The organism is Bartonella sp. P0282, from assembly GCF_048452985.1.
GTDB lineage: Bacteria > Pseudomonadota > Alphaproteobacteria > Rhizobiales > Rhizobiaceae > Bartonella > Bartonella choladocola.
In genome coordinates this window covers 821,883-839,636 of sequence record NZ_WTFO01000002.1, presented here as the reverse complement: position 1 = coordinate 839,636, position 17,754 = coordinate 821,883, and the positions used below count along the sequence as shown (strand labels likewise).

General features: G+C 47.1%; 14 protein-coding genes and 1 other RNA gene. 12 read left to right on the top strand and 3 right to left on the bottom strand.

The window, feature by feature from the left end; genetic code table 11:
• Window positions 1–310: 310 nt before the first annotated feature.
• Complete coding sequence (locus GQS64_RS09000; RefSeq protein ID WP_198231316.1) at window positions 311–616, bottom strand: DUF2293 domain-containing protein; 306 nt, start codon at window positions 614–616, stop codon at window positions 311–313.
• Between the two features lie 779 nt (window positions 617–1,395).
• Between GQS64_RS09000 and GQS64_RS08995 the strand changes: the two genes are divergently transcribed.
• Window positions 1,396–2,403, top strand: a complete 1,008-nt coding sequence (locus GQS64_RS08995) for an ArsR/SmtB family transcription factor (protein WP_225868093.1) — start codon at window positions 1,396–1,398, stop codon at window positions 2,401–2,403.
• Window positions 2,403–3,314 (top strand): methylenetetrahydrofolate reductase [NAD(P)H], encoded by a 912-nt coding sequence (gene metF / locus GQS64_RS08990; protein WP_077992804.1) that lies wholly within the window; start codon window positions 2,403–2,405, stop codon window positions 3,312–3,314. The genes GQS64_RS08995 and metF overlap by 1 nt, the downstream gene beginning before the upstream one ends.
• Before the next feature lie 1,590 nt (window positions 3,315–4,904).
• On the opposite strand, the gene GQS64_RS08985 is transcribed toward metF, so the two are convergent.
• Together GQS64_RS08985 and GQS64_RS08980 are read right to left on the bottom strand one after the other, a co-directional pair.
• Window positions 4,905–6,185, bottom strand: coding sequence for a lytic murein transglycosylase (locus GQS64_RS08985; protein WP_198231315.1), 1,281 nt, complete (start codon window positions 6,183–6,185; stop codon window positions 4,905–4,907).
• 124 nt (window positions 6,186–6,309) lie between these two features.
• On the bottom strand, window positions 6,310–7,113 hold the full coding sequence (locus tag GQS64_RS08980) for a GH25 family lysozyme (protein ID WP_198231360.1): 804 nt from the start codon (window positions 7,111–7,113) through the stop codon (window positions 6,310–6,312).
• 116 nt (window positions 7,114–7,229) lie between these two features.
• Between GQS64_RS08980 and GQS64_RS08975 the strand changes: the two genes are divergently transcribed.
• From GQS64_RS08975 to GQS64_RS08930, 10 genes are all read left to right on the top strand, one after another.
• Complete coding sequence (locus GQS64_RS08975; RefSeq protein WP_077992794.1) at window positions 7,230–7,580, top strand: hypothetical protein; 351 nt, start codon at window positions 7,230–7,232, stop codon at window positions 7,578–7,580.
• Between the two features lie 120 nt (window positions 7,581–7,700).
• Window positions 7,701–8,414 (top strand): J domain-containing protein, encoded by a 714-nt coding sequence (locus GQS64_RS08970; RefSeq protein ID WP_198231314.1) that lies wholly within the window; start codon window positions 7,701–7,703, stop codon window positions 8,412–8,414.
• A gap of 2 nt (window positions 8,415–8,416) precedes the next feature.
• Entirely contained in the window at window positions 8,417–9,178 is a 762-nt protein-coding gene (locus tag GQS64_RS08965; RefSeq protein ID WP_198231359.1) for an N-acetylmuramoyl-L-alanine amidase, read from the top strand.
• A 555-nt stretch (window positions 9,179–9,733) separates the two neighbouring features.
• Window positions 9,734–10,128: RNase P RNA component class A (rnpB, locus tag GQS64_RS08960), an RNA gene on the top strand.
• A 116-nt stretch (window positions 10,129–10,244) separates the two neighbouring features.
• Window positions 10,245–11,558: an Nramp family divalent metal transporter gene (locus GQS64_RS08955; protein WP_077992787.1), complete on the top strand. Its 1,314-nt coding sequence runs from the start codon at window positions 10,245–10,247 to the stop codon at window positions 11,556–11,558.
• A 150-nt stretch (window positions 11,559–11,708) separates the two neighbouring features.
• On the top strand, window positions 11,709–12,710 hold the full coding sequence (gene rsmH, locus GQS64_RS08950) for a 16S rRNA (cytosine(1402)-N(4))-methyltransferase RsmH (RefSeq protein WP_198231313.1): 1,002 nt from the start codon (window positions 11,709–11,711) through the stop codon (window positions 12,708–12,710).
• Window positions 12,707–13,114, top strand: coding sequence for a cell division protein FtsL (ftsL, locus tag GQS64_RS08945; protein WP_077992782.1), 408 nt, complete (start codon window positions 12,707–12,709; stop codon window positions 13,112–13,114). Before rsmH ends, ftsL begins: the two co-directional genes overlap by 4 nt.
• On the top strand, window positions 13,111–14,862 hold the full coding sequence (locus tag GQS64_RS08940) for a peptidoglycan D,D-transpeptidase FtsI family protein (protein ID WP_077992778.1): 1,752 nt from the start codon (window positions 13,111–13,113) through the stop codon (window positions 14,860–14,862). The genes ftsL and GQS64_RS08940 overlap by 4 nt, the downstream gene beginning before the upstream one ends.
• A gap of 18 nt (window positions 14,863–14,880) precedes the next feature.
• On the top strand, window positions 14,881–16,332 hold the full coding sequence (locus GQS64_RS08935) for a UDP-N-acetylmuramoyl-L-alanyl-D-glutamate--2,6-diaminopimelate ligase (protein WP_198231312.1): 1,452 nt from the start codon (window positions 14,881–14,883) through the stop codon (window positions 16,330–16,332).
• Window positions 16,329–17,747 carry a UDP-N-acetylmuramoylalanyl-D-glutamyl-2,6-diaminopimelate--D-alanyl-D-alanine ligase gene (locus GQS64_RS08930; RefSeq protein WP_198231311.1) on the top strand — a complete coding sequence of 473 codons (1,419 nt, stop codon included), beginning with the start codon at window positions 16,329–16,331 and terminating at the stop codon, window positions 17,745–17,747. The genes GQS64_RS08935 and GQS64_RS08930 overlap by 4 nt, the downstream gene beginning before the upstream one ends.
• Window positions 17,748–17,754: the final 7 nt, after the last annotated feature.

Below are 17,754 nucleotides of genomic sequence, written 5' to 3'. Positions count from 1 at the left end.
CCTTCGGGTTGAATTTTTTCCGCATATTTCTGCAATATTGAAAAAGAACGAAATAAAAAAGATTTCATATTGAACGTTTGACCGGCTTTGGCAGAAAACAGTTCCAGAGTGTCGCCTTCACCATTTAAGCCCTCCGATCAACATTCCCAAAACATTCCCAATCACACTTTTGCCAATCAGCCCAATCCCCAATCGTTCCGATCACAAATTGCCCCCTTGCCAATCGCCCTAATCGCCAATCAACCCCATTGCCAGTCATCACTTTCTTCGGGGCTAACGCGTGGATATAAAGAACTTGTCCGGCAAGATTTTAGTCGTGATCTTCATAGGTCACAAAACGCGTTGCACGCCATTCGGTGAGTTTTTCGTTAATGTCGTCTATTACAAAAAAACGAGCTGAATCCTTATCATAACCTTCATCACGCAATTCATCATAATTCGTATATGTGTGGCGGATATAGGCGACAATCGACAGCCAGACCGCAATTGAAGGGGGAAGATGTTTCATATGCGCGCTTAAAGCAGCAGATCTGATCGGCTCGCTATCAGAATAGGGAGCTTGCGGGATAAGCAGTGTCAGTTCCTTTAAAACAGCGCGTTGTCTTTTCGTAGTCATGGGTAACAGAAAATCATGGGTAACAGAAAATCATGGGAAACAAAAAATTTGTCTTGCTTCATTGTTAAACGGGTTTTCGAGCTTTTTCAGATATAGTTCGATATGTCAAAATGCAAAAATTGTTAAAGTAAAGAGTGCCGCAATTCGTTCACTTGATCTTTGCATGTCGCCTTTTTTAGCAATTACAAAAGTGCGGAACCGGTTATGTGGTATAAGGCGCGGTAACTGCTTTTTCATTTTATCAAATATCGGGGCAAGATCAAATGATAGGGCAAATGTAAAAATAACGGGTGAAGCGAAAATCGCCGCCAATTTTTATCCTTTTATATGACCATATTTTTGACCGCTCTTGCCAATATTTCAGAGGGGTAGCGTTCAAACACAAATTATTCGCAAACAGGCGTAATGGCCGTTTATCCGGAAAAACCGGCAGAAATAGACATTAAAGGCATGATAAATATTTGCTAGACTTGATAAAGCCTGACTGTTCAGGACGAGTAAGCGGCAAAATTCCCGCAATGATGACTTGTTTTCAAGACGAAGAATGATTTTCTGTTTTAGAACAGTCGGACAACGGCAAGCCCGCAAAATGATCGAAATAAGCGGGACGAATGAAACTTGCAGCAATTGCTGTGACACCAAAACTGTTCATACGCGTGTAAAATTTTATCTTCCGGAAAAAATCATGATCGGTGATTGTGGGCATAACCAATCTCTCCGCTTGACATTTGCAAAATATATAAAGATATCTTTATATCCATAAAACCGGAGAAATAGTCATGGTTCGCCAATTGGCATTGAACGAAATGGTAGACGTATTGAAAGCTGTTGCCGAGACGACGCGGTTACGGATACTGTTTTTGTTGGATAAGGGGGATTTGACTGTTTCCGATCTCACAAAAATTTTGGGACAATCCCAGCCACGTGTTTCAAGGCATTTGCGGCTTTTGACCGAAGCCCGTTTGATCGAGCGTTATCAGGAAGGGGCATGGGCATATTTTTCTTTGTCTTCATGCTCGTTACGTCAACAAATGTTGAAAACAATACTCGCACATATCGACACAAAAGACGGTCTTATCGAACGCGACATGACGCGCCTTGATGAAGTGAAGCAGCAACGCAGCCGCGCTGCTGCTGCCTATTTTTCCAAGAATGCGCATGATTGGGATAAACTCCGTTTGCTTCATGTTCCCGATAACACGGTTGAACAGACAATGGTTGAGCTTGTCGGCACAACGCCATTCCAATCCATGCTTGACATCGGCACCGGCACAGGCTCGCTATTAAAGCTCTTTTCCCCCCTTTATACCCGCGCAATCGGCATTGATAACAACCGCGATATGTTGGCGGTTGCGCGTGTCAATCTTGATAAAGCGGGTATTTCAAATGCGCAGGTCAGGTTAGGCGATGTGGCCGCCTTGCCGGTTGAAAAAGAAACATTCAATCTCGTCACCATCTATCAGGTTCTGCATTTTCTGTCAGATCCCGAAATTGCAATTTTTGAAGCTGCGCGCGTTATGCGCCCCGGTGCAAGGCTCATTATTGTCGACTACGCGCCGCATGAACTTGATTTCTTGCGCGAAAAATATGCCCATGTACGTTTGGGCTTTTCCGATTCCCAAATGGAATACTGGCTGGAAAAAGCCGGTTTGACACTGGAAAAAACCTTGAGTTTTCAACCACAACAAAATGGCAACACCAAAGGGCTTACGTTGAAGCTGTGGCTTGCACGTGACCCGCGTTTATTGATTGCCCGACAAAAAACACTTGTAACGGAGACCGCATAATGCCTGCCCCTTCACTTTCCCGCCGCCCCGATTTAGGCGACAAGCTAAAGGTTTCATTCGAGTTTTTCCCGCCAAAAACGGAAAAAATGGAAGAAATGCTATGGCAAACGGTGGAACGGCTTGCTCCGTTAAAGCCGGATTTTGTTTCGGTCACTTACGGGGCAGGTGGTTCCACACGTGAGAGAACCGGCCGCACCGTTGAACGTATTATCAAAGAAACGCATCTCAATGCGGCAGCGCATCTAACCTGTGTTGACGCAACGCGCGAGGAAGTTGACAGCGTAGCGCGCCAATTTGCTGCGATGGGCATTCGCCATTTTGTTGCTTTGCGCGGTGATCCGAGCAATGGCATAGGCGGGCGCTATCACCCGACTCCGGGGGGCTATGCCAATGCCGTTGAACTCGTCGCCGGTTTGAAAGCAATTAATCCGGATTTTGAAATTACAGTTTCCGCTTATCCGGAAAAACATCCCGAAAGTCCGGATTTTGCAACCGATATTGATCTGCTTAAACGCAAAATTGATAATGGTGCGACAAAAGCCATTACCCAATGCTTTTTTGATAACCATTTTTATGAAGATTATATAGAAAAAGTACGTAAAGCCGGTATCTATATTCCTATTTTGCCGGGTATTTTGCCAATCCATAATTTCTGGCAGGTTAAAAATTTCTGCGCACGCAATGGAACGCATATTCCCGATTGGCTGGCACAACGTTTTGAAGGGCTGGAAAACGACCAGAAAACGCATGATCTTGTTGCAGCAGCCGTTGCTGCCGAACAGGTTCTTGAGCTTGTAGAACATGGCGTGGAAGATTTCCACTTCTACACGCTCAATCGTGCAGACCTTGTTTATGCTATTTGCTATCTTATCGGCATCCGGCCAAAACAGCAGACCGCAAATAATAAATAATGGTGGTCAAATCGGATTTTTCAGTCTCTTAAAAGGGCTGTTCAGATAAACAGAACCGATAGTTGCCAGTATGATAAACAGAACCGATAGTTGCCAAGGTCATGTGGCGGCGGTTATTGAAAAGCAAAGGGCTTTTTAAGCTTTTGCCGCCGCAAATTTCCGGTTTTCAATATGTGTGCCCGATTGACAGGCGCGCATATTGGCTCTTGTCACATTTATAGCCGACCGGAACTATAAATATTTATTTTAGTGGCGTTCCTATTGTTCGTTACGCGCTGTCGTTCAGGAACGATGCCCGCCACTATTTTGTTCGTTCGGGTTTGGTTTTACCGATTCCAGTTTGGAGCAATTTTGAATTTTCTATTGATGCAAGCGTTCATTCCCGATTGCGACAATTGCCACAGACGCATTTCGCTTCACAAAAACGAAATCGCTCCGATTTTAAAAAGAGATGACAGCCGACGTCGTTTGAACATGCTGTGGGGGCACGATAATGTTAAGGGTGTAATTTTCTACAAATCAACTGAAAATAGATTAAAATTGCTTCATTTTAAGACAATTTAGACATTGTTTTATCATTTTGTTAAAAAAAATAGCAAAATAATCTATTTTTTGATTGTCGTTTTAAAGCTTTTTATTGCTATCAAATCCATTCTCGTCCATATCAATGATGTGCTTTTCAAAAAGCATAACAAATCGGTTAACAACCAGGGAGACCGAGACCCCCCGCAACGGATTTCCCTTGGTTGAAGCCCGACTGGAGCTTTGCTCCGGTCGGGTTTTTATTTTTGGGGATTTGTTCCGCGTCGATTGCCGGTTGAAGTGTTCGTGAAATTTACACAGATATTGATATGCCGTGAAATTCATAATCCATCCCGTTTTTTGCTTTGTTGAACTGCCATTATAATTTTCCAAAAGTTCTTTGCCCCTTTATTTCCGTACTATGAAACATTGTTTGGAGCAGCTCCTGAAGACAGCTCTAAAATTATTCATAGTGAAACGCTGTTCCGGTTGTGGAGCGGGGGGATAGCGACAATGTCTTGGGTTGTCACCTTCCGTCAGTTCCCCTTTGGTGGAATTTCCACCGATATGTCGGTCGCACTTGCGCCAGCTAGCTTTGAAAACAAGCGACTTTATAAAGGTCGGGCAAAAAGCGAAAAATCAGGGGCGGGTTATTGCCAGTGTATCGGGAGCGGGTTACCGCCAGTCATCAGGGGCGGGTTATTGCCAGTCCAATTCAAAAAAAGCAAAACTTGCTCTGAAAGCGCGGAACAAAATTGCGGGTTTAGGCAAAAATAGTTTGCCGAAATAAAAATAATTACCAATCGGAAAATCTGATGGCTCGAAACCCCTGATGTCTCGAAACCCTTGATGTCCCGGAACCCCTGATGTCTCGAAAGCCCTGAAGAAAAGGCGCAATGTTCGGGCGGGTGAAACAAATTAAAAATAACCGGAGAAAGTCTGTTAACCGGAGAACGTCTGTTAACCGGAGAAAGTCTGTTAACCGGAGAAAGTGTAAAAAACAAGCGGGCTTTCACCCGCTTGTTTGATAAATTTTGCGCAGTTTTGAAACTCTATCGGCAGTTTTATTCAAAGCCGGTCAAGCAATTCTTTTGTCGGCCATGAATCGGCAGGTAGTCCCAAACGGAGCTGTTCCGTTCGCACAGCGTCGCGTGTCAATATACCATAAACCCCGTCGACCTTGCCCATATCATAACCGCGGTCTGCAAGCTTTTGTTGTAATTGCTTCATTTCTTCGGTGTTCAACCCCGGATCGGGATGGCCGATGTCGAAAGCGGGAGCACCGGCGAGGCGTGAAGCGAAATAGGCAACGGTTGTTGCATAGACAATTGACTTGTTCCATTCGACAAAAATATCGAAATTATCATAGGCCAGAAATGCAGGTCCCTTTCGGCCCATTGGCAACATCAGGGATGCATCGCCATTGTCGGGGCCTAAAGGCCCGTCAAGACCGGTAACGCCCCAACTTGTCCATTGCGAATGGGGTTTGCGATTTTGCCTGATGGCTTCCTGCCATGGCAAATCATCGCGGGTGAGGCGCACTTCTTCAAGCCATGGTTCACCGCGCCGCCATCCGAGATCGCTTAGCATATGGGCAGCCGTCATGACAGCATCGGCAACAGAACCTTTAAGGTCGATTTTACCGTCACCATCACCATCGACGCCGCGTTCAAGATAATCCTTCGGCAAAAGTTGCATTTGTCCGATTTCTCCGGCCCATGCGCCGGTTGTTTCGGCATTGACCACACCCTGATCGAAGAGTTTCAAGAGCGCAATCAATTGCGGACGGAAGAGTTCCGGCCGTCGGCAATCATGAGAAAGAGTAAAAAGGGCGTTCAAAGTATCGAAATTTCCTTGCACCGCACCATAATCGGTCTCCAGCCCCCAAAAAGCTGCAATAACCGGTCCCGGAACACCGTATTTTTCTTCCGCCTTTGCAAAAACATCGGCATATTTTTGCAAGTTTTCCTTGCCTTTTTTCAAGCGCGCTTCCGGGATGACGCGTTTTGAAAATTCCGCAAATGTCAGATTGAAAATAGCCTGACCATTATCACGGTCGATTACTTTCTGGTCGATTGTTGCTTTTTTCAGTTCGTCGATAGCGTGCTCGCTCACACCCGCTTTACGCGCTTCGTCGGCCACATTCTGCCTGAACGTTTCAATCGGCGTACCACAGGCTTCCCGTGCAGCCTTGGTTGCGACATCTTCGGTTGGTGCGGCATCTTCGGTTTGTGCGGTATCGTTGGTTTGTGATTGTGCATCAGGTTGCTGAGCTTGTGACAGCGGGCAGAAAACTGTCGCAAACAAAAATGTTGAAGCTGCCAGAATAGCCTGTCTTGTCTTGAACATTTGTCCTCATGTCCTGCATATTGTGATGTTTGAAATGTTTTGAACCATTTATTATCAGAAATAAAGGTCTGCTCCTAGCTGAAGCTTATGTAAAGCTATATTCATTGTTGATTGACACGGTTTTTTATTTTCCCGAAACAAATTTTTGCCATTCATCACGACTGCCGTAAAAAACGTTGATGTCGGCATCGCCTTTGATACCCGGCACACGTCCGGTTCCTGTATATTGCCAGAATGTCCACGGGTGGGGGCCATATTTTTCTTGCGGATGTCCGGCGACCGACCTCAGCCAGAACGAATAACCTTTTATTTGTGACAAACCGTTGCGGTCGAAGAAATCGACTGTGGTGTAGACGATGGGCTTCTTGCCATAATATTTTTCAACAATGGACAGGAAGACCTTCATTTCACTGCGAACAGTGTCTGCCGGTGGTCGGATTTTGCAAGTTGGCGAAGAATCGTTCCATTCCATATCAAGAACCGGCGGTAGAGCAGTCGGGTCCTTCGGCACATTTCTGATATACCATTTCGCCTGTTCGGAAGCGGGGCGGCAATAATAGAAGAAATGGTAGGCTCCCCGCGGCATATCCACTTCCTTTGTACCATCCCAGTTGTGGATGAAATTGTCATCGACGCGGTCACCACCTTCTGTCGCTTTGATAAAAGCAAATGAAATGCCGCTATGTTTGACCGCCGCCCAATCAACCGCCTGTTGATATTTCGAGACATCGGTTCCGTGAATGGGGTAATGCCATGGCGTAAGCGCAGCCCAATCATGGGGCTTGCGATCATCGAAGCGGGGCGCGTTGATCGGCCCTTTCGGCGTTGTGCCGGATGGCGGCACAATATCGCCAAGGTCATAGGACACGGATGTGCAGCTTGTAAGCAAAAGAGCCGATGCAATAGCTGCCGAAATCCTGTGCGCAATTTTCCGAAAATTATTTTTAAACAACAATTCCACCCCTATAAGGCTCTCAAATCACAGTTCACCATTGCTAAAAATAGTAAAAGAATGGCATATAAATAAAAACTTTTGGAAAAAATATGAAGAAACTTCGTTGGCGCCGTATCATCGTTCTTTTTATCGTCCTCCTTCTCGTCATTGCAGGACTTTGGTGGACTTATTCCTATTTTATGAATGGTAAGAGTCAATCGAATGGAGAAAAAGCACTTCCCGAAGGTGCAGCCATAAGTTTGCCAAAAGTACCACTTACACCATCGGATATGACAGAGGCGCAAAAACGCGATGTCATTAATAAATTGATGGAAGATGCAAAGGCGGCTGCCTTGAAAAGCGGGCAAAGTGAAGAACAGGCAGAAAAATTTGCACGTGATGCGGGCGAGGTTGCCCGTCAGGCAATGAACCGTCCTTCGACTGTCGATGGTGATAAATAGCGGCAAAATCAATTGCATTTAAACAGGTTCAATGGTTGACTATCGGGCGGGAGCCAAGAAATCCCGTTGCGGCACAAGAACACGAGACAAAGCGGGCTTTTAATATATCGGAAAAATAGAATGCCTTCATTATGGACACGCATCGGAGAGCTTATCAGCAATGTTGCTGGCGACGTATTGAACGCCATTGTCGAACGTGTGCGCACCATTTTTGAAGGTGATCCGGAAACACGCAGACAAGTTGCCTTTTCTGTTGCCATGATTGCTTTATCGGCAAAAATGGCAAAAGCCGATGGCGTTGTAAGCGATGCGGAGGTCAAAGCATTTTATGAAATCTTTTCGGTGCCCGACCACGAGTTCCACAATGTCGAACGCCTTTATAATCTCGCCAAACAGGATATTGCCGGTTTTGATGTTTACGCTCGCCACCTGTTTCGGCTTTGTCACGAATCCGACTGTCAGGGACAATTGCTGGAAGATGTGCTGGAAGGGCTTTTCTATATCGCGAAGTCCGATGGAGTGATTCATCAGGATGAATTGGACTTTCTGCGCAATGTTTCCGATATTTTCGGCTTTTCGCGTGAACGTTTCAAAGCAATCAGTGCCCGCCATGCCGAAACGGGAGATAACGACCCGTGGCTGGTATTGGGGTTGAACAAGGGCATAAGTTTTGAAGATGCGCGCAAACGTTATCATCAATTGGTGCGCGAGCATCACCCCGATAGGGTCATAGCACGAGGATTGCCAAAGGAATTTATGGCAATTGCCAATGAGCGTCTGGCTGCTATTAATAACGCATGGGCTATCGTGCGTGAGGAGTTTGTTACGGCATGACAATGCAACAGTTCAAAGCTGATTATCCGGAGGCGGTTGTCCGCCCTTCGCCTAATTTTGAAGAACGTAAAGACGGCGCAAAACCGCAATTTCTCGTTCTTCACTATACGGGCATGGAAAATGCCGAAAGCGCCGAACAACTTTTATGTTCGCCAGAGGCGAAGGTTTCAGCCCATTATGTTGTGGAAGAAGATGGAAAAGTCGTTCAACTGGTTCAAGAAGCTTTTCGCGCATGGCATGCCGGTGAAAGTTTCTGGCGCGGTATCACAGATGTTAATTCAAACTCGATCGGCATTGAAATCGTCAATGGCGGGCCTTTGTTGAACTTTCCCGATTATCCGGAAAAGCAGATCATATCGGTCATTAAACTGTGCCAATCCATCATTTCAAGATATTCGATTGAACCGAGGAATGTGCTTGCCCATTCCGATATTGCACCGCATCGCAAAACCGATCCGGGTGAAAAATTTCCGTGGGAGACGCTTTTTAAAGCCGGTGTCGGCCATTTCGTGCGTCCTGCACCAATTGCCGGCGGGCGTTTTATGAATATCGGCGAAAGCGGCCGTCCGGTCGAAGCGTTTCAATCCATGTTGGCTCTTTATGGCTACGGTATCGAAATAACCGGATCTTTCGATGAACGTACGCGATTGGTCACACAAGCTTTCCAGCGCCATTTCAGACCTGAAAAAGTTGACGGTGTTGCAGATGTTTCGACGATCGACACGCTTCATCGTCTGCTTGGTACGTTGAAAAGCCTTGCATAATTTATGTTTTTGAACCGGATAATGATCGCTTGTATCATAACGATCAATGAGAAAATGCTTGGAACATTGAATAACAGGCAATAGCGCAAAAACAGATTTTTGAATTAAAACCCTGTGCATCCGGAAAATTTCAGAAACGATTATGAACAGATTGAAATTGTTTCGGGGAATTTTATCGGGAGAATTGTTTTATTTTCGGGTGGGGGGATTCTAGTATTCAGGGCGAGCCGGATTATTTTATTTCAACTCTGTTATCGGGGATTCTATCCTGAAAAATATCGGCTTTTTTTAAAAGGGAAGCGCTATAAGTTTCCGGATATGCTCTCGCTGCCAGTTCGGCTTCATCGCCTATATGGCCATGTGGGCGAGCAGATGATGAAGGGGGACATTTCCACCCGATTATTCGCGAATCGATTTTAAGTCTCCGATAAAGAAGCTTTTGATATTCGGCCTTGAATGACGGGCGGTTGTTCAACCAAAGGCAGGATATGATTGCGACTATTGTTCCGGTTTTATCGGTTTGCAGTAGCCCGATTTTGTTTTATAAAGAGCCGGTCAGTTGGTCGGGCAGCCGCGCCTTCTCAATACCGAAAGGTGAAAGGTGAGGAAAGTCCGGGCTCCATGGAATAACGGTGCCGGATAACGTCCGGCGAGGGTAACCTCAGGGAAAGTGCCACAGAAATATACCGCCTGTTCAATCAGGTAAGGGTGAAAAGGCGGGGTAAGAGCCCACCGCGCATCCAGTAATGGATGTGGCAAGGTAAACCCCACCGGGAGCAAGACCGAATAGGAATGACACGCAAGCTTTGCTCGCAGCCGATTTCCGGGCCTGTCATTCGGGTAGGTTGCACGAGACGGGTGGTAACATCCGTACCAGATGAATGGCTGCCACGCGGAATTTTTAATCAAATTTCGCCATACAGAACCCGGCTTATAGACCAACTGACATTTTCCTTTTGTGCTATTTACCTTTTTAGAATTCACAAATATTTTTATATAACCCCGATTGACGGGATAGATCGATTAGAGCTAATGCAAAGCATTCGCAATTAGAAAGTTTTGTTGCATGTCTCTTCAAGATGATAAATTCTCCCGTAAGTCCTCGCTCACCGAACGGACGTCGGAAGGCATTTCTGCAATGCTTGCCGGCAAGCGAAAGGGCGGACGTACATTTCTTCTCATGGTTGGGCCTGCCGTTATTGCCTCAATCGCCTATATGGATCCCGGTAATTTCGCGACCAATATTCAGGCCGGATCGGGATACGGTTATACGTTGTTGTGGGTTGTGTTGCTCGCCAATCTTATTGCCATGCTGTTTCAGGCACTGTCGGCAAAAGTCGGCATTGTAACCGGCCGCAACCTTGCAGAACTCTGCCGTGACAATCTGTCAAAGCCTGTCGTTGTGGCTATGTGGATTATCAGTGAAATTGCTGCAATGGCAACCGACCTAGCCGAATTCCTCGGCGGTGCTATCGGTCTTGCCTTGCTGTTCAATATGCCGCTTATTATCGGTATGATTATCACCGCAATCATTACCTATGCGCTTCTGATGATTGACAGCCGCGGTTTCCGCCCGACTGAAATTCTGATCGGTATTCTGGTTTCGATTATCGGTATTTGTTATCTGATTGAAATGGTGATCGCACCGGTTGATTGGGAAGCTGCGGGTTTGCATCTTTTCACACCGGAAATGCCGGATGCCAACGCTTTGTTGATTTCTGTCGGCATTATTGGTGCTACCGTTATGCCGCATGCGCTTTATCTCCACTCCGGCCTGACACAGGCACGTGCCAAAGTCCAGAGTGACAAGGATCGTCGCCAGCTTGTGCGCTATTCCAACCGCGAGGTTATTGTTGCTCTTGCTATTGCGGGCATGGTCAATATGGCCATGGTTATTATGGCGGCAAGTACCTTTCATGGTGCGCATAACGACATCGCCGAAATCGATCAGGCCTATCACACATTGACACCGCTTCTCGGCATCGGTGCGGCGGGTGTTTTCCTTGTTTCGCTGATTGTTTCAGGTATTTCAAGTTCGGTTGTCGGCACGATGGCAGGACAAATGGTGATGCAAGGGTTCGTCGGCTTCTATATACCGATCTGGGTTCGCCGTCTCGTTACGATGATACCGGCCTTTATCGTTGTGGCCCTTGGTGTCAACTCGACAGAAGCGCTGGTTGTCAGTCAGGTTATTCTTTCAATCTCGCTGCCTGTCCCCATGATTGCGCTTCTCTATTTTAGTGGCCGCAAGGTCATTATGGGGCAATTTGCCAATGGAATTGTTACCCAGATTGTTGCCATTCTTTCGGCAATAGTGGTTCTTATACTGAATTTTGTTCTACTCTTCATGACATTCGGTTTGATACCGGAAATTTCGTGAATGACGGGTTCAATCCTAACACTTCGTTAAGCATAACTGTGCGATAAAGAAGATTGACGCATTCTGACCGGTTGAAAGGTCAGGATGCGCCAATCCATTCTGCTGCATTCAAAGTGCAACATTTTTTAAACGTGCTGTTAAAAGATAACGATGCCAACTGTTAAGGATACCGGTTTTAAACGTCATATCCCTGTTTTACTCGCACCTGTTGTTGCGGGAATGGATGCTTGCGCGGGTAAAACAATTATCGACGGTACGTTCGGCGCAGGCGGCTATTCACGCGCGCTGCTTGATAAAGGTGCCGATGTCATTGCCCTTGATCGCGACCCCGAAGCAATTCGTGACGGTGAGACTCTGGTTGAAGAATATCGTCCACGATTGAAACTCGTTCATACAGAATTTTCCAATCTCGGCCACGTGACAGAAGATAAAGTTGACGGGGTTATTCTCGACATCGGTGTTTCATCCATGCAAATTGACGAGGCAGAGCGTGGTTTTTCTTTCCAGAAAGACGGGCCGCTTGATATGCGTATGTCGGAAAAAGGTTTCAGTGCGGCCGATGTCGTCAACGGGATGAAGGTGAATGATCTCACCCGCATTTTCGGGCTTCTTGGTGAAGAACGTCATGCAGCACGTATTGCCAGAATGATTGTTGAAAGGCGCGAGAAAAAACCGTTTTTGCGAACCTCCGACCTTGCGGACGCTGTCGAAACATTGGTCGGGCGCAAACCCGGCGACCACATTCATCCGGCAACAAGAATTTTTCAGGCATTACGCATCTATGTCAATGACGAGCTTCAGGAACTGGTCAAAGCACTTGAAGCTGCCGAAACCATATTGAAGCCGGGGGGAAGGCTTGGGGTTGTAACGTTCCATTCACTTGAAGACCGTATAGTCAAAAAGTTTTTTGCTTTCCGTTCAAAAGCACCGGCGCAATCGCGTTATTTACCGGTCGCGGAAACAGAAAAACCGATATTCAGGCTCGTAGCCAAAGGCGGAGTGACGGCAGATGAAAAAGAATTGCAATTCAACCCGCGTTCACGCTCGGCACGTTTGCGATTGGGTATCCGCACCGAAGCTGACGTAACACCTCTTGATAAAACGATATTCGGTCTTCCTGAACTTGCTCGATTTAACGGAACTAGAAAATGACAGTTTTTCGTACATTTGATATGATTCTGGTGGCGATTATGATTTGTGCAGCCGGCATTACCTATAAGGTAAAATATGATGCACAAAAGCGCATCGGCGAGGTTCAGCGTATCGAAAGACAGATCGTTGCAGAGAAAAACACCATCAATCTTCTCCATGCCGAATGGGCGATGATGATCGAGCCGGAACGTATGCAGGTGTTGGTCACCCGTTATCAGGATCAACTCGGATTGCAGGTAACAGATGCCCGCCAGATTATCAAATTGCAAGATATACCGGAACGGCTGCCGGACCAGATTGAAAATCTGATTAAAGACGACGAACTTGAAGAAAAGAATTCCCTGCTCGCCAGAAACGGCAATGCCAATGTCGATAATATCGCAACAGGGAGTGTCCGGCCATGAAGTTGATACCGTTTTTAAAGCGTAAACCGAAGGCCGCTCCCAACCGTTATGAAGAGTTACAAAAGGCCGAATACCGTTCGCGCAGAACCCGTCGCCGTCTGATGGTGGTGATAAGCTGTTTTCTGAGCGTCTATGCGGTCATTTTTGCCCGCCTTATCTATTTCGGTATAGAAGGCGGGCAGATTGAAGAAGCATCCGGCCCCGCTGTCGAGCAATCGGCCGCGCGTCCCGATATTCTTGATCGTAACGGGCGGCTTCTTGCAACCGATTTGAAAACCTATTCACTTTTTGCCGAACCGCGCCGCATCATTGATGTGGATGAAACAATAGAATTGATTTCAACGGTTCTGCCCAATCTTGATTGGCAGGAAACCTATAAAAAACTCAAAAAGAAAACCGGTTTTGCCTGGATACAGCGCGGGCTAACACCAAGCCAGAAAGAGCAGATTATGGCTCTTGGCATTCCCGGTGTCGGCTTCCGCACCGAAGTGCGCCGCTTTTATCCGGGTGGGCCGACAGCTTCCCATATTCTCGGCATGGTCAATGTCGACAATCAGGGCACGGCGGGAATGGAAAAATATATCGACAGTGCGGGTTTAAGCGATTTGCGTGCTGCCGGTCTTGCCGACGAAACGTCGCTTGAGCCGGTAAAATTATCAATTGACGTACGTGTTCAGGCCATCATGCGTGATGTGTTGGCAGACGCTATGCAAAGATATCAGGCCATTGCTGCCGGTGCGGTGGTTATCAATATCCACACCGGTGAAGTGCTTGCCATGGCTTCCATGCCCGATTTTGATCCGAATAATCCGGTTGATGCACTTAAAAAAGATCGCCTTAACCGGATGACAGCCGGCACATTTGAAATGGGTTCGACGATTAAAAGTTTCACTACGGCAATGGCACTTGATTCAGGAAAATTCCAGTTGAACAGTGTCATTGACGCGTCAAAGCCGCTGGCTGCCGGACGCGGCCATTTCATTCGTGATTTTCATGGTAAATATCGCCCGCTAACCGCTTGGGAAATTTTTATTTTTTCTTCCAATATCGGTTCGGCAAAAGAAGCACTGACAATCGGCATTGACGGGCACCGCGAATTTTTGAAAAGAATGGGACTTCTCGACCGTATGACGACGGAACTTCCCGAAGTCGCCCGTCCGGTGGAGCCAAGACGCTGGAAAACCGTCAATTCCATGACCATTGCTTTCGGCCATGGCATGATGACAACGCCTTTACAAACCGCAGTTGGCGCCAGCGCTTTGATGAACGGCGGCAGGCTTATCGAACCGACATTTTTGAAACGCACGGCCGAAGAGGCGCAAGAACATTCCAAACAGGTGGTTGCACCCGAAACAAGCCGGGATATGCGTTATCTTTATAAATTGAATGGCGATATAGGTTCGGGGCGCAGAGCCAAGGTTGAAGGTTATCGCGTTGGTGGCAAAACCGGAACTGCCGAAAAAGTCGAAAACGGCAAATATTCAAAAAATAAACGGTTTAACGCCTTTCTTGCGTCGTTCCCGATTGATAATCCGCAATATGTGGTTTTGACAATTATTGACGAACCCAAGGCGGAAGAAGGAAAGTTCGGCGCAACAGCCGGTTTCAACGCGGCTCCGATGGTGGCTGAAATTATTCGCAGATCGGCTACATTTTTGGGCGTAAGACCTGATTTCAGGGAAGAATATGCACCTGTTCTTGCCTCCTCCGGTAACCAGAAATTGCCTGAAACGTCGTTTAATGATTAGAACAAAAGGGGTTAGAACATGAAACTCGATCAACTCGTAAGCGGCGTTCAACAAAAGTCGATTGTGCCCTCTATCGAAATCAAGGGCGTTACTGCCGATTCCAGAAAAGTTCAACCCGGTTTTCTTTTTGTCGCTCTCAAAGGCAATAAAGGCGATGGCGGCGTTTATGCCAAGGATGCGGAAAAACGCGGTGCAGTCGCAATCCTGACAGACCATGATTTTGAACTTGCAGAAAAAAATGTGCCGATCATACGCGTGGTTGATGCACGCCATGAATTGGCAATGGCAGCAGCACGTTTTTTTGGTAAACAACCCGACACTGTGGTGGCTGTTACAGGTACAAGCGGTAAAACATCTGTGGCTTCGTTTACACGCCAGATCTGGAAAGATGCCGGTTTTGCAGCAGCAACCATCGGCACAATCGGTGTTATTACGCCAACAAGAAATGAATATGGCTCGCTCACCACTCCCGATCCGGTAAGACTACAACAGACAATGGCCGAACTTGTTGATGAAGGTGTGACCCATGTTGCTATGGAAGCTTCTTCCCATGGCATAGACCAATGCCGGCTTGACGGGGTAAAATTGAAAGCCGCAGCCTTTACCAATCTCGGGCGTGACCATATGGATTATCACCCGACAGTAGAGGATTATTTCAGGGCTAAAATGCGTCTATTCGACACACTTCTGCCGAAAGAAGCGCCAGCCGTCATTTTTGCCGATGACAAATTTTCCGAAGCGGCAATCGAACATGTCAAACGGGCTAAACGCAAAGTTCTAACCGTTGGTCGCAAGGGCGATTTTATCAGGTTACGTCATGTCGAACACCAACGCTCGCGCCAATTTGTCGATTGCATCGTCGATGGCGAGGTTTTTGAATTCACCTTGCCGCTTGCCGGTGACTTTCAGGTTTCCAATGCACTTGTCGCGGCCGGACTTGCCCTTGCAACCGGTGTTTCTGCGGCGGCAGTTTTCCGTGCACTTGAACGGCTGCAAGGCGCACCGGGGCGTCTCGAACTTGTCGGAACGACAAAAGATAAAGCGGCAATCTATGTCGATTATGCCCATAAACCGGAAGCTCTGGAACAGGTTCTACTCGCTGTAAAAGCATTTACCACGGGAAAAGTCGTGGTGGTTTTTGGCTGTGGTGGCGACCGCGACAAGGGTAAACGCCCGATTATGGGTAAAATTGCTACCAAATATGCCGACATTGTTATCGTCACCGATGACAATCCGCGCACTGAAAATGCCGCCGAAATCCGCAAAGAAATTATGGCGGCTGCAAGTGGCGCCAAAGAGATCGGGGATAGACGCGAAGCTATCCGTTATGCCATTTCCCTTCTTCAAAGTGGCGATACATTGGTTGTTGCCGGAAAAGGGCATGAAAAGGGGCAGATTATCGGAACCGAAGTTCATCCCTTTTCCGACCATCAGGAAATAACGGAGGCCTTGGAAGGACAACACAAATGATGCCATTATGGACTAAAGGCGAGGTGAGAGAGGCACTCCATGGCGACGAGATCGGCAATCTGCCGGATGAATTATCGGGTGTGTCAATTGATAGCCGCACAGTAAAACCAAATGAAATCTTTTTCTGTATCAAGGGCGAAAAACTTGATGGTCATGATTTTGCAGCAAAAGCTGCCGAGGCTGGCGCGGGCCTGTTAATTATCGAAAAAGGCCGGAAACCGGATCTCCAAAAACTTGGCGTACCGATGATAGCAGTGGACGACGTGCTCGAAGCGCTCGATCAACTTGGCCAAGCAGCACGGGCAAGATCAAACGCAAAAATCATTGCTGTGACGGGATCTGTCGGAAAAACCACCACCAAGGAAGCGCTTCGCCATTGTCTTGGAGCTGTAGGAAAAGTTCACGCCAATCCTGCATCTTTCAATAATCAGTGGGGCGTGCCGTTAACCCTTGCCCGTATGCCGGCCGATACCGATTATGGTGTATTTGAAATCGGCATGAACCATCCAGGTGAAATCCGCCCATTGGTAAAAATGGTACAGCCTCACCTTGCCATTATCACCAAGGTTGCAGCAGTGCATTTGGGATTTTTTTCCAGTATCGAACAAATTGCTACCGCCAAAGCCGAAATTTTTGAAGGCGTTGTCAAGGGTGGTGCGGCATTGCTCAATGCGGATGACGATTTTTTCCGTTTTCTTTGCGACAAGGCGAAAGCATGCGGGATTGAAAATATATTGAGTTTCGGCGAAGCAAAAGATGCCGATTACCGTTTGGAAAAACTCCATATGTTGGCCGACTGTTCCTGCATGAGCGTGAAGATCGGCAACAATGAAGCGATGGTAAAAGTTGGTGCGCCCGGCCGCCATATTGTACAGGATTGTCTTGCGGTACTCGGAGCTTGCGATTTTGTCGGTGTCGATATGGCTCATATTGTCATGGCAATGGCAACATTTAGCGCCGAAAACGGGCGCGGCGCACGCTATCGTCTGGAACTGCCTTCAGGTGGTATATTTACGCTGATTGATGAAAGCTACAATGCCAATCCGGCTTCGATGCGCGCTAGTCTCGAACTGTTGAAACAAGCCCAAACCGGAACACGCGGGCGGCGCATTGCGGTGCTCGGAGATATGCTTGAACTTGGCAAATATAGCGAAAAACTTCACCGCGAACTTGCCGAACCGGTTTTAGCGTCGGGTGCAAATCCGGTTTATCTCGTCGGTCGGGAAATCGAGCCTTTGAAACAGGAGCTTTCAAAAAAGCTCAAAGTCTATTTGAAAGAAAATGTCGAAGAGATTATTCCACTGGTTTTGAAAGATATTCATGATGGCGATGTCATTATGGTCAAATCATCAAATTCCATCCGCTCTTCCCGTGTTGTGTCGGCTCTGCTTGAACGTTATAAGGCAGTCGATTGAAAGATAA